Raw genomic sequence first — 14227 nt, 5'->3', positions numbered from 1 at the left:
GCCACCCAAGCGAATCACGAACGCTTGACCGGCAACGATGCCCCAATGTCACCCCATCGAGCGATGACAAGCCAGACATAAGGTCGCGTACTGCACTCTGATAGGGCACACGAGCGACTACAGCATCGACATGGTGGGCGACGGCTCGGAGGTGAGCTTCAGCCGCGGCGTGGTGGAGGTCGGCGTCAGCGGAAATCTGGCCAGCGCCCAGGCAGACCTGCGCGGCCGCTTCGGTGACCGGGTCACTGTCTCAGTCGCCCAACCGCTCTCGGGCTGACCGGACTCTCCGCCCCGCGTTCGGCTGTCAGAGCTGCACTCCTCGGCCCTCTGGTGATCACAAACCGGACGCCATCCGACTACGCCGAAGCCCTGTCCACCAGGGCGCCGGCCTCGGTCCACCGGAGAAATTAATAATGAGACTCCGCCCCCTCCCTGTGCCGGGCTCTCCTGGGAGGACCCGACACGGAGCAGGGATATTTGACTTATCTGAAATAACGAATAAAGATCTCCCCTTCGAAGGTGCCGGTCGCAATGGCGCTAAATTCACCAGAATTATAGGTGGCGACCGAAATTCCCGTCAGGGAATCATCTTCGAGGGTCCCGGATTCAAGATCCCACTGGATAATGGTCTCACTATCGGTGGTGGTGATAATCCGAGCGTTACCACCATGCTCAAAAAAGCCAAGCGATGGCGCTGCAGTTGGCAGCTGGATCGCGGATCCAACCTCCTCTCCAGTCGAGGCGTTCCAGCGCCGCAATAGTCCAGAAACCCCAGCTGCCGAAATTATCGAGCACCCGCCCTTGAGGGCGATTGATGACATACCCGTAATCGCCGCTCCAAGAATAATCGGGCGATTGAAGATAATGGGACTTCCGGATTCGTAGTCCCAGCAGAGAATGTCTCCGTTATCATCCCCCGAGAAGATTACGCTCCTGCCACTTGGGAGGTTTACAACCTGCACTGCCTTGACGCTCGTTTGATGCCCTTTGAGTGGCTCCCCGATGAGTTCACCACTCACCGCCTCCCAGCGGCGAACCATGTGATCCTGACATGCCGCCACGAGGACTGTGCCGCGATTTCGGTCACGAATAGCTTTGACGTCCCAAGCAGTGGATTCCAGCAGATCTGGACGTCCTGGCAGCCGTTCCCCGGTATCGAGATTCCATCGATATACGCCATCTTCCGTTGCGGCCGCCAAGATTGGGCCCACGCCTTCAATATGCGCCGAAACCATACTGAAGGCACCCACGTCACTGTCCTGGAGAACCCGAATAAGGTTTCCATCCTGGGCGCTCCAGCAACGAATGCCGTCACCGCCAGCACCCTGTGATGAAATAACCATTATTTCCCGTTCGGTAAGTCCGGAAAAAATAATCGGCCAAACTGTCCCCGGATGGGCGTCGGAGATCTTAAAGCCATTTGAAAGGGGTGTCACAGTAGGCAATTTTTCTCCACGAATATTCTTCGTAAGGGTGCGCGATAGAATCGTTCGACACAGTGTGCAGAATGGGCCTTGCGCGCGACTTGTCCTCGCGCAAGGCCCACATCCTACTCAATGTTCACTGGAACCGCATTAACGGGTCCTGCCCCGGTCGCCTCCGGCGCGCCACATGGCGGCCATCGAGGAGGCGACCTCCAGCGCTCGCCCAGTCATGCTGTTCACGTTCTTGTACTCCTTGATCGCATCCTTGCTCAAGAGGTTCTTCCCATACACACCCAGCCCGCCCTCTTCAATCTTCACCGACGGGTCATTAACGAATTTTGTAAGATTTTCCGCACACTTGGAGCTGCAGGCGTACGTGTTCATGATGGCAGAGTTGACGCTCTTGATACGGCCTCCGAGGTCGCGCTGCTGAGCTTTCTCGTCATCGCGAAATCTTCTGGCTGCATTTTCGGCATGCCCTTCCGGGTTGCCCTTTTCGGATTTCGGTGGACCGATCTGATATACGGTGACTCCCAGCTCGGTCATCTTTTCGAGCAAAGCCTGGTCTGAGGCGAGGCCCCCTTGGCTCACAAAGGCCACAGTCCTCGGGATGCTCAAACCGTTTGGCCCCTCTACCTGAACCTCTGAGAGAATCATGGTAAACCGCACATTGGCGAAGAAGTTCTTCTTCATATATTTAGCATATTCCTCCAAGGCTTTATCGTAAGTCGACCCAGTGATGTCCACCATTTTCTGAGTGAAATTAGACGGTGGGTCGTAGAGTTTTGGCGAGTTGAGCTTTACCAAAGGCCGATCTACGTCGGGAGAACTTTCAGGCGTAGGCCTCCCGCGAGACTTGGCGGCCTCCTTGGCTGCCTCCTCTGGCGGCAACAGTCGAATATCTGGATCGTAAAGACCTGACGGATCAGACCTATTGACTGGATCATTGTGACTGTAGGCGTAACCATTCCATTGTTGAGGGTCGGCTTGGTCGAGAACAGGGTCGGGGTTGATGAAGCGTCCGCTGGTGGGGTCGTATTGGCGGGCGCCGAGGTTGGTGAGTCCGGTGGTGTCGTCCTTGGTGCCGCCGACGAAGCCCTTAGTGCCGGCCCAGGCGGAGCTGGCAGGCTGGGTGCCGCGGGGGTTGCCGAAGGGGTCGGTGGGGCGTCGGGTGACGCTCTGGGCCGTGTCGGTGTTGACCTGGATGCCGTTGGTGCCGTGCGGGTCGGCGGCCTGGATCAGAACGGTGCCTCCGCCGATGGCGGCGGTGACGCGGGTGTAGGTCAGGCCCCCGGGGGCGGCGATGGTGCGGACGTTGCTCACGGACCGGTTGGGACTGGAGGTGTCGAGCGTGAGTTCGTCGGTGGGCAGGTTGAGCGTGGTCTTGCCGGGGCTGCGGCGGATGAGCTGGTTGCCGTCGGCGTCGTAGAGGTAGGTGGTGGCGTCGGCCTGGCCGGTTTTGGTGAGGGTGTCGAGTTTGTCCTCGCTGTTCCAGGTCAGGGTGGTGGTGCCGCCGGTGTCGGTGATGGCGGTGGTGTTGCCCTTGGCGTCGTACTGGTAGGTGACGGCCTTGGTGCCCGCGGGTCCGCTGGTGGTGGAGGTGAGCAGAGCGTGGGGTCCGCCGGTTCCGCCGCCTGTGCTGGGGGCGTTGGTGGGGGTGTTGGTGGTCTTGGCGGCTCCGAAGGTCTGGGTGGCCGTGGTGTCGTTGGGGCTATCGCCGGTGATGCCGTGCTGGACGTATCCGGTGCGGTTGCCGGTGGCGTCGTAGGTGTAGGTGTTCCAGTACGGGGCGGGGCCGCCGACGGTGCGTCCGCCAGGGTTGACGGTTGCCGGGCCGGTCGCGTTCTTGCATCCGCCGATGCCGGGCACCGTGGTGGAGCTGCCGGTGCCGTGGACGGCTCCGGAGGAGTCGGTCCAGTCGGCCGTGGTAGTGGTGCCGCCGGTGTCGGTCCAGGCGCCGGTCAGGCGGCTCAGGTGGTCGTAGGTGAAGCACTGCGTGTCGGTCGCCGAGGCGTCCTGGATGTCGGTGATCGAAGTGATCTGACCGGACGGGGAGTAGGTGTAGCTGGTCTGGTCGACCGAGGCGGTGCCGACCTGGCGGTCAACAAAGTTGTTGATGACCCGTCCGGTGGCCCAGTCGTACTGCTGGGTGGAGACGACCTGCTTGCCGTACTCGCCAGCGGTCGTGCGCACGGGGCGTGCCAGGGCGTCGTATTCAACCTTGGCGACGACGGCCTTGCCGCGGCTGGCGGAGGAAGTCAGCAGACCGGTGATGGTCCGGCCGTAACTGACGGACTCGGCCGGCAGTCCACCAGCGGCGGGGATGTCGACCTTTTTCAGGGAGCCGATGACCGGGCTGTAGGTGTTGGTCGTGGTGTAGGTGCCGGCCAGCTCCTTCTCCACGGATGGGATGGTGATGGAGGTGCCGAGCGGCCGGTAGGCCGTGTCGTAGCCGGTGACAGCCGTGGTGTAGGCCGCGCCGCTTGCGCCGCCAACATAGCGAGTCGAGGACGTGGACTGGCCCTTGACAAAGGTGTCGTAGGTCCACGAGACAAGCTGGTTCGCGGGTACGACGCTTTCGTTGTATGCGCCGGTTTTGCGGCTGAGCAGGTCGTAGGTGTAGACGAGTGTGTTGTTCTTGGCGTCGACGGTGTGGTCGATGCGCGAGTTGACGTCGTAGAACGTCCGGGTGACGCCGGTGTCCGGGTCAGATAGCGTGATCTGGCGTCCGCGCAGGTCGTAGGTGTAGTTCCACGTGTTGCCGCTGCTGTCGGTTCGCGAAGATGTCAGGCCGTTCGGTGTGTAGCTATAGGTGGTGACGTTCGCATCGACGGGGTTGCCGGTCGCGGTGGGCGTGCGGTACTGCCACAGGGCGGTGGCACGGCCCTTGACGTCGGTTACGGTCGACGTCGGCGTCGCTCCTGAGGGCGGGGTGACGTCGGTGCGGTCGGCGCCGGGGTAGGCGGTGGTGGTGGCCCACTGGAGGTTTCCGTAGGAGCGGAACTCCGAACGCACGACGCGCCCGTTGCCGTCGTAGGCGCTCCATGTCTGGCCGGGGATCTGGCCGTCGGCCGCTGGGATGAAGACGGACTGCGTGGGGAAGGACCCCTGCTCGTAGTACGGGGCGGAGGTCTTGATCACCCAGCCGTGGCTGTCGTAGACGGTGTCGGTGATCAGGCGCCCGATGGGCTTGGCGTCGCTGGTGCTCTGCGTCTGCCGGGGTCGGCCCAGACCGTCGTAGATCTCGATGCTCGCCGAGTAGGAGACCGCGTCGTCGTTGATCCACTCGGTCGTGACCGCGGACGGGGCCTTGGAACCGTTGAGGGCGTAGGTGAACTTCCGGCTCGGCAGTTCCGTGGTCGGCCGGTCGGGCGCCCAGACCGCGGTGAGGCGGCCGAGGGCGTCGTACTGACTGGTGGTGACGCGGTCGTTGATGTCTGTACTGGTCAGCGGTGAGCCGCGGGCGGGATCCTGGGTGACGGTGGTGGTCCATCCCGCCCCCATCGGCCCGGTGGTGCGGACCTCGGTCGGCAGCCGACCCGAGGCCGGGGTAAGGGCCACAGTAGTGACAGCCGGGGTGACGGACGGGCCGGTGATCTGCTCGCCGTTGCGGTCGTAGGTCGACCCGTCGGTCGTCGCGGTCGTCAGACCCCGGCCAAAGGTGTCGAAGGTCGCGCTGCCGTTGTGGACGTAGACGGGGTCGCCGGACTGGTCGAAGTGGTCGAGGATCTGGATACTGGTCGGGTCTCCGACCGCACCGGCCTTTGTGAAGTCCTTGCCGTCGTAGAGCATCCGGTTGCCGGACAGCGCGTTCGTGGCCGTCGCCGTCCCCGAGCAGGACCCCTGGAAGGTAGTCGTCTGCGACGCCAAGGTCAGCATCTGAGGGTTGTCGCTGGCGGCATAGTCGACGGTGGTGCAGGTCTCGGGGGTCGCGGCCGTGCCGTCGCCCTTGTCGTCAACCTTGATGACGCGGTTGCCGTTGGCCGGATCGGTGGTGGTGACCGCCGTGGTCGTACGCCAGCTGCCGTCGGCGAGCCTGGCTTTGGTGATCGCGGTGGTCTCGGAATCCGGAAGCCAGGCATACACCTCCGGCGCTCCCGCGCTCTGGGCGTGGGTCGCGGACGTCCGCTGCCCGTTGTAGGTGGTCCCGCTCATCGAGGTGACCGTGCCTTCGCTGCCGGCCTTGTCGTAGACCTCGGTGGCCACGACGCGGCCGGCCAGCTGAGCGCTGTCGGGAACGGTACCTCCCAGCGGGCTGGCGACCTGAACGTTGCGCCGGCTGTTGTCGGCACGGTAGTCACCGTCCATGCCCCGCAGGTAGGTGACCTTCTGCTGCGTTTTGGGAGCCTCGGAGGCGTCACCGCTTCCGGTGGTGGTGATCACCCACTGGTAACCGCGGAACTGGTCCCAGGTGCGGGTCTTGGGGTCGGTGAACTCGGCGTCGTTGCGGTGCCAGGCGGCACCCTCTGTCGGGCTGATCGGGCCGTAGTTGTACTCGGTGGTCTTGGATATGGCCGGGGTACTGACGAGGTCTTGCTCGACGACGGACCTGACGAGGGGTTTGTCGAACCAGTCGTTTACTGGGTCCTTGGACGACTGGCCGGGCAGGTACCACTTGACGGGCATGCAGGCCATCGTGTTGCCGTCTTCGGAGGCTGGCATACGGTGGTTGACCCGCGAACACTCGGGATCCTTGAAGAGGACGTCGATCCGGCCACCGGTCTCGGTGGTGATCTCCTGGATGCGCGGGCGCATGAACATCAGTGATGCCACGTCGAGGCCGTCGACGCGGTTGGCGCGCATCTTGTACTGGAACTGGACGGGGGGCAGGTCGGTGATCGCTACCTGGCCGTTGCTCGGCACCCGCTGGACGGAGTCGAGCTGCAGGAGGCGCTTGCTGCCGTCGCCGGGGTCGGCGAGTTCCTGGTTGAGGTTCCAGGTGTCGACGGTGCGGTAGTCGGCGTCGACGAGTACCTGCGTGGTGATCGCGCTCAGGCGCTTGGTGGTGAAGAACGTGGGCGCCGAGACGGTGCAGGAGTTGCCGGTGCAGATCTGGTCGATCGGCGTATCCGGCCAGGCATCGGCATTGGCGGACGTGCGCTGATCCTCGGAGCAGGTGATCGACCCGCTGGGCAGGCAGCGTTCTGCGGGGGAGAAGGTGACCTTCGCCGCCGGGTTTGCGCCTCCCTTGGCCGACTTCTGGTCGTCCAGGCGCTGGCCGTAGGCGATCTCCTTGAGGTAGCCGGCCCGCTGGTAGTCGGTGGGAGTTCCGGTGCCGCCGTTCTGGGCGACACCCCGGTTGTACTTGTTGACCTCAGTGGCGTACTTGTACGTGGTCAGGTTTCCGTGCGGGTCGACGATGTAGTCGAGCTGCCAGCGCCACGCCATTTGGCACCACGAGTTCTTCCCGCTGCCGGAGCTGTAGCAGGCGTCTCCGTCGTTGGGCGAGTACACCGGTACGGTCAGCACGGAGCTTGCGGCCGGGTCGCTGCCGTCGCCGCCCGGCAGATGGTTGAGGCCGAAGTAGTACTGGATGCCGTCCGGCGTGGTGATCCGCCAGTACTCCATGTCGTGGTAGTCGACGTCACCTGCTGCCTTCGGGGCGCCGGTGAGCTGCTCGACCTTGGTCCCGTCGTCGCTCTCGAGGTGCCAGGTCTTGTCCTTGTCGTTGCGCACAATCCTGCCTGAGCGTCCGCCCAGCGAGAGGAAGGCGTTCTGCCCGCCCCAGCACTGGTCGGACGAGCCCGTGATCCCGGCTGTGTCGCAGTTACGGTAGGACCGCTCGATGTAGCCGGGCTCATAGCCCCAGCCGTCACCGATCCACGAGGGCTGCGCGTTCGTGGCGGAGGTCTTGCCGTCCACGTCCGCCGAGTTGTAGCCCAGCGCCACAGCGGGCGCGGATCCGCCGAGGGGCGGCGGTAGCTGGATCGGGTAGCTGTACGTGAAACTGCCCGTATTGGAGCCGGCCGTCCAGGCAGCAGACGAGGACAGCGATGTCGCGGTGTAGTTGCCCATGGCACCCGACGGCGATGGAGCGGCGGCGATGACCACCGGGCTCCCGCCGGTGCCGGTGCCGTCGGCGGCCGGCGTCAGGGCCGCGACCTGTCGGGTGGTGTAGGACGCCCTCACGGTGCCGGTGTGCACGCTGTCGGACGCTGCGGCGGCCGGGAGGGTGATGTCCGCGGTGACCGTGCCGAAGCCGTCGGTCTTCGCCGCGACCGGCGTCTGCGTGCGACACTCGGGGCGTTCCGGCGTCGTCAGGGAGCAGGCCGGCAGCGCGACGAGGCCTGCCCGGTCCGACCATCCGCCAGCCTGCAGGGCCTTCAGGTCCAGGGTGACGCGGGCCTCGCGACCGTTGCCTCCGGCCGGCGCCGCGGGGTCCTTGAGCGACACCAGCGGTCCATTGACGCCTGCGGCCTTGCCCTTGTCCTCTCCGGCCACCTCGACGGTGACGGTGTGTGCGCTCTCGCCGGCGCCGGTACCGGGCGCGACCCGGACGGCCAGGTTTCCGGCCTTGGTTCCGGTCAGGCCGCCGGAGGCCGGCGATGCACCGCCGGTAGCCTTGCGAGCGGCCTCGGCCTCCGGGCTGTCGGCCCCGACGACGACCGTCGCGCTGCCGGTGACGACGGGCGACGCGACCTCCGGCTTCCAGTCCGAGGCCTTGCCTGGCGCCGTGGCGCCCGCAGGCTTGGCGTCATGTCCCTTGACCGGCAGGCCCGTACTTCCCAGGGACGTGTTCGGTGGTGACCAGACCTCGCCCTCCGGCTCGGGGTAGGTCCATGCCACCGCCGGCGGCACGCTCACCCCGGTCAGTGCCAGCGCTACCACGGCTGCCACTGCTGGTGATCGCCATCGGCTGCCTATTCGTCTCCCGGCCCGTTTCCGGGCAGGCCAAACCACCACGTGGTCACTCCTCGTTCGATGTCGACACAGCGTCATATGGACATGGCTATTTCATGATCGAGGTGACGATATGTGAGCCCGCGAACACTCCGCCAGATCGTTCGGGTGCCGTGCATGAGATGTTTATGAAGTCTTGATCTCGCGATCCGCCACGTGTCAGGACATGTCCGTGCACACGGGCGTCGGGTTTGACCCAACCGCAGGTCAGGCCGCATCGTTCCGACCCGAACGCCCCCGTCGAGGGGCGGCCGACCGGGAGGGACCACACAACTACGCCATGTCCAGCACCCCGCGCACAGCCGCGCAGACACCACCAGCACTGTCCATACGCAAGCGCCTGCTCGCACTGACCGCGCTCGGCACCGGCTGCGCGCTCAGCCTGGCCCTACTCAGCGCAACGACCGCGCTCGCGGCCGAGACCGCCCCCACCCCGCCGACCCACGGCCCCGTCGGCGGAGTGAAGCCGATCGTGCCGTCCCAGCCGGCACCGGCCCGCACACCGGAACAGCAGGCGATGCTTGACGCGATCGCCAAGGCCAAGTCGACCGGCAAGCCGGTCGCCGTCGAGACACTGACCAACGAGCTCTCCAGGACGGTCGCCAACCCGAACGGCACGCTGACCACCACCGACAACGCCCAGGCTGTGCGGACCAAACGCAGCGGCGCCTGGACGGACATCGACCCGACACTGCGGGCCAACGGCAACGGCACGCTCAGCCCGGCGGTGGCCACGACCGGGCTGACGTTCTCCGGCGGCGGCGCGGGCCCCATGGCCACCGTGACCACCGGCGACGGCAAGAGCCTGGCAGTGAACGCCCCGTTCCCGCTTCCGAAGCCGTCCGTAGCCGGGGCCAACGCCACCTACTCCGACGTCCTTCCCGGCGTGGACCTGCAGCTGACCGCCCTGCCTCAGGGCGGCTGGCGGGATGTCATCATCGTGCGCACCAAGGAGGCCGCCCAGAGCGCGGCGCTCAAGTCGCTCACCTTCCCTGTCTCCGCGCAGGGCCTGTCGGTCGCGGCCGACCAGTCGGGGGCGATCACCGTCGTCGACGACAAGGGCGCCACCCGCTTCCGAGCCCCCGCACCCCTGCAGTGGGACTCCAGCAAGCCGGCCGACCCGGCCGTGGCCGCGGCCCGTGCTTCCAGGTCAGCGGAGCGTACGGTGCTGGCCGCGGCGCTCGCTCCCGCGCCCACGGACAGCGCGGTCGGGATCCCGTCGACCGCCGAGGAGCCGGGTGACGGCGCGAACGTCGCCGCCATCACCACCAAGGTCACCCCGCAGGCAATTGAGCTGACGCCCAACCAGGATGCCCTGGGCTCGGGTGACGGCCCGTGGTTCCTCGACCCCTCCTTCGTCGCAGCCACCAGCTACACCCAGGGCTCCGTCGAAGTCCAGGAGAACCACAAGGACGCCAAGAACTACAACCTGAAGTCCAACATCGCCACCGGCTACTGCGGCTACCACAGCAGCGACCCCAGCCTCGACTGCGGCAGCGGGGGACGCCAGCGCGCCTACTTCCAATTCGGCATCAACCCCGCCATCTACACCATCCCCCAGGGCGCCGAATCCGCCCCCACCATCCAGAACGCCACCTTCAACGGCCAAGTCACCGGCGCCTCAAGCCCCGGAACCAACACACCGTTCGTCATCTACTCCGCCCCCGCAGGCAAGACCATCGACACCAACACCAACTGGTACGCACAACCCTGCGGAGACAACGGCAACCTCGTCATGGACGGCTGCGCCCAGGTCAACGGCCAGTGGCTCACCGGCACCGGCCCGCTGGCCATCGACGTGACCGACACCATGAAGCGCGCCGCCGCGGAGAAGTGGCAGGAATGGACCATCGGCATCGCGCCGCAGGCCTCCGAATGGGAGAAGCTCTACCGCCACTACCTGGCGAACAACCCCTCCATCACCACCACCTACGACATCACGCCGACCATCTGGTGGCCGCGCACCACCCCCGCCCCGGGCTTCGCGAGTAACAACGGTACGGCCGCGTGCAACAGTGGTGGCGCGAATCCCTGGGACAACCCCGGATGGGTCGGCAACAACCAGAACATCTACCTCACCGCCAACAGCTGGTCGCCCGCCGGCCAGAACCTCTACACCGGCTACCACGTGTGGGACGACAACGATCCCAACTTCAGCGCGCTTCCTGGGGCGTGGGGCGGAAGCTACAACGACCCGGGGCCCACCGTGGGCCTCGGGTCGCTGTCGGACGGCCACCAGTACGGCTGGGTCGCCCGTGTCACCGACGAGACCCTGACTTCTCCGGATAGCGCCTGGTGCTACTTCCGCGTTGACAAGACCAACCCCCGCGTCAGCATCAGCTCGACCGACTTCCCGCCGTCGGGAACCCCCAACCCCACCCCGGCCAAGTACATGAACGACGAGGGCATCTTCACCGTCAACGCAGAGGACCCCGCCCCCGGTGCCGGCCTCCAGGCCTCCGGCGTCGCGTGCGTGCGGGTAACTGCTGACCCGACCCCGGTGGTCGGCTGGCAGTGCGACGCCAGCACCTGGAAGCCGGGAGACCCCCCCTACACCTACACGCCCAAGCAGTGGGGTACGAACACCCTGTACGCCTGGGCCATGGACAACGCCGGCAACTACAGCCAGCCCGCCGTCTACAACTTCTACGTCCCCTGGAAGCCCGACACCCAGCCCCTGTTCGGCGACGTCGACAACGACCAGAAGCCCGACATGGTCACCGTCGACAAGAACGGCGACCTGCGCGTCATCGGCGGCACCACCGATCCAACCACCTCCCTGGCCGCCCCCGCCGCCGCGGCCCCCAACAACCGCACCTCCGGCGCCACCTGGGCCGACTACCAGATCAGTCATCACGGCACCTTCGCCATCGGTCAGGCCGTGGACGCGATCCTCGCCCACTACAACAAGGACACCACCTCCAAGCTGCGTGAGGCCCTCTACCTGATCCCCAACAACGGCACCGGGCGCTTCGACACCCTCACCCCCGTCGCGCTCAACCGGCCCGCCTGCACCACCTACCAGACCGGCGCGGCATGCCCCGGCTACAACCAAGGCAACTGGAGCAACGCCTCGCAAGTCCTCGCAATCGGCACGCCCGAAGGCGAGGCCGTGGGCGGTGACCCCGGCAACGCGAACCGCAAGGTCATCATGACCCAGACCTCCGTCCTCTCCCTGGAGAACAACAACCTCTACCTCTTCCAACCCAACGGCCTCGACTCCGCCCTCGACACCGCTACCTACATCCCCACCGCCTCCGGCAGCTGGGCCGACCTGGAATTGATCAACCCGGGCGCGGCCAACGGACCGACCACCATCCCCGGCACCAGCGACCCCACCAACCAGGCCACCGTCTGGGCGCGCAACCGCGTCACCGGCGACCTCTACGCCTACACCCTCGGCTGGAAGGCCGACGGAACCGTCGACTACGCCGCCCTCACCAAGCCCGACCAGGGAATCAAGCTCGCCGTCGGCCAGCAGGTTGAGGCCGCCGACTACCCCCGCATCGGCGCTGGCGACCTCAACAACGACGGCACCCCCGACCTGTGGGTCATGGACAACACCAACGCGATCTCCGTCTTCCCTGGTAAGAGCAGCACCGGTATCAAGGGCAAGGTCGACAGCTTCGACCACTGGGCCTTCTCCGGCTACTCCGACTCCAGCGTCACTGTCCAATCCCAGCTCGTGGACTGGCTATGCATGGACTCCATCGGTGGGCCTAACGAAGGCACCGACATCGCCGTCTACGCCTGCTGGCAAACCATCAATCAGCGGTTCAACTTCGCCATCGACGGCACCATCCGCTCCGGCAGCTGGTGCGTGTCCACCAAGGGCAACGCCCTCGGTGACGGAACCGGCCTCATGCTCTCCCGCTGCGCGGGCAACACCGGCCAGAAGTGGGCCGTCCGGCCCGACGGCCGCATCTACCTGCCCGCCACCATCAGCACGGAAAACCCCGACGGCCGCTGCCTCGAACTACCCGAAGGACACACCGACCAAGGAACTCGCCTCAGCATCTCGAAATGCCCCACCCCGCAGACCAACCAGCAATGGATCCTCACCTACGAGAAGCACGCCCCCTGATCACACCGCGATCGAACAGATCGAACCGACCTGACTGACACCCGAGGGCGGGGCCCGGCGAACCAGCCGGGCCCCGCCCTCGGCGTACGAGTTCGCCGACCTGGCAGAAACGGCTTCCACCACTTCCAGACGAACCGGCACACGGATTGGTCAGCAGAGAACTCGTACACCTCATCGAGGAATCTCGGAAGGGACGTGATCGCTGGACCTGCTCCTCCCAAGCGCTGCGGATGGCGTCCCGTGGAGTGGTGTAGCAGCGATCTTGGGATGACCCCTGGTCACAAGGCGGCCATCGCGCAACTCTCTGAGTAGAACCGCGAGTTAACCAGGGAGCTGCACGATGGCCTTATCCCAGTCTGACCTATTCCGCCTGACGGAGTCACTGCGCACGGCGGACGGAATCGAGTTGATCAGGGTCCTCGCCCAGCGGATCCTGCAGGAGTTGATCGAGGCCGAGGCCACCGCGCGCATCGGCGCCGAACCCGGCGAGCAGACCGAGGCCCGCACCACCTGGCGCAACGGCCACCGGGACAAGACCCTGACCACGCAGGCCGGCGATCTGGAGCTGGCCATTCCCAAGGTCCGCACCGGCAGTTTCTTCCCCAGCCTGCTGGAGCGCCAGCGCCGGATCGACCAGGCGCTGTACGCGGTCATCATGGAGGCGTACGTGCTGGGCGTGTCCACCCGCTCGGTCGACGACCTGGTCAAGGCCCTGGGCGCGGATACCGGCATCTCCAAGAGCGAGGTCTCCCGGATCTGCGCGGACCTGGACGAACAGCTCACCGCCTTCCGGGACCGGCCCCTCGACCACACCCGCTTCCCCTACATCTACCTCGATGCCACCGACTGCAAGGCGCGGGTGAACCATCAGATCGTCTCGCGGGCCGTGGTCGTCGCGACGGGGATCACCGAGGACGGCGGCCGCGAGGTGCTGGGGCTGATGGTCGGCGACAGCGAGACCGAGGTGTTCTGGGTCGAGTTCCTGCGCTCCCTGCGCGAGCGGGGACTGTCGGGGGTCCGACTGGTCATCGGCGACCACCACAGCGGTCTGGTCAAGGCGATCCGCAAGGTCATGCTCGGCGCCGCCTACCAGCGCTGTCGTGTCCATTTCCTGCGCAATGTCTTTGCGGTGATCCCGAAGGATGCGGCCGAGATGGTCGCCGCGACCATCCGCACGATCTTCGCCCAGCCCACGCAGGCCGCGGTCCGGGCCCAGCTGGACACCGTCGCCGAGATGCTCGGCAAGCAGTTCCCCAAGGTCAAAGCGATGCTGCTGGAGGCCAAGGACGACCTGACCGCCTTCGCGGCCTTCCCGGAGCGACATTGGAAGAAGATTCAGTCGACCAACCCGCTGGAGCGGATCAAACGCGAGATCAAGCGCCGGACCGATGTCGTCCAGGTCTTCCCCAACGACGACGCGTTCCTGCGGCTGGTCACCGCCGTGCTGTTCGAGATGCACGACGAGTGGATCGCCTTCCCCCGCCGCTACCTGCCCGAGGGCAGCATGGACCGGATCTACCCCGCCGAGCACATCCGCGACGAACTCCCGCCCACCACATGATGGTTGGCGCACGACCACTCCACCACTTCAGGGGACGCGACCGGAAGCAAGGCTCTGGCCGCCGCGTCGCTGGCCGAGTGGCAAGAAGCCCAAAGTGCCGGTCAGCTGGCCGAATACGAGAGTGTCTACGGTCTGACTGCGGAGCCGCCCATCTCCGAATGAGCAATTGCCAACCTGAACGTGCAGGTCACGGGGCTGGTGTGGGCCGGAGGCGGGGTGCTCGGGCTGGTCGGGGACGTGATTGCTAGCAGGAGATCG

5 protein-coding genes are annotated in these 14227 nt (G+C 65.8%); 3 read left to right on the top strand and 2 right to left on the bottom strand.

Annotated features, from left to right (window positions below; translation table 11 throughout):
• Positions 1 to 130 precede the first annotated feature (130 nt).
• Positions 131 to 277, top strand: a complete 147-nt coding sequence (locus tag OP86_RS37000; protein ID WP_157849885.1) for a hypothetical protein — start codon at positions 131 to 133, stop codon at positions 275 to 277.
• 205 nt (positions 278 to 482) lie between these two features.
• On the opposite strand, the gene OP86_RS36995 is transcribed toward OP86_RS37000, so the two are convergent.
• Both OP86_RS36995 and OP86_RS30570 read right to left on the bottom strand, forming a co-directional pair.
• Entirely contained in the window at positions 483 to 1436 is a 954-nt protein-coding gene (locus tag OP86_RS36995; RefSeq protein ID WP_157849884.1) for a WD40 repeat domain-containing protein, read from the bottom strand.
• A gap of 138 nt (positions 1437 to 1574) precedes the next feature.
• A complete protein-coding gene (locus OP86_RS30570) occupies positions 1575 to 8261 on the bottom strand; it encodes an RHS repeat-associated core domain-containing protein (protein ID WP_051831032.1) in 6687 nt (2228 codons plus the stop codon).
• Positions 8262 to 8604: 343 nt separating this feature from the next.
• On the opposite strand from OP86_RS30570, the gene OP86_RS30565 reads away from it, so the two are divergent.
• Positions 8605 to 12408 carry an RICIN domain-containing protein gene (locus OP86_RS30565; protein ID WP_033334086.1) on the top strand — a complete coding sequence of 1268 codons (3804 nt, stop codon included), beginning with the start codon at positions 8605 to 8607 and terminating at the stop codon, positions 12406 to 12408.
• Between the two features lie 340 nt (positions 12409 to 12748).
• Positions 12749 to 13969: an IS256 family transposase gene (locus tag OP86_RS30560; protein ID WP_030060675.1), complete on the top strand. Its 1221-nt coding sequence runs from the start codon at positions 12749 to 12751 to the stop codon at positions 13967 to 13969.
• The last annotated feature ends 258 nt before the right edge of the window (positions 13970 to 14227 follow it).

It is taken from the genome of Streptomyces novaecaesareae (assembly GCF_000716875.1).
Lineage (GTDB): Bacteria > Actinomycetota > Actinomycetes > Streptomycetales > Streptomycetaceae > Kitasatospora > Kitasatospora novaecaesareae.
The sequence above is the reverse complement of the archived record's forward strand: the minus strand, read 5'-3'. Positions and strand labels throughout refer to the sequence as shown.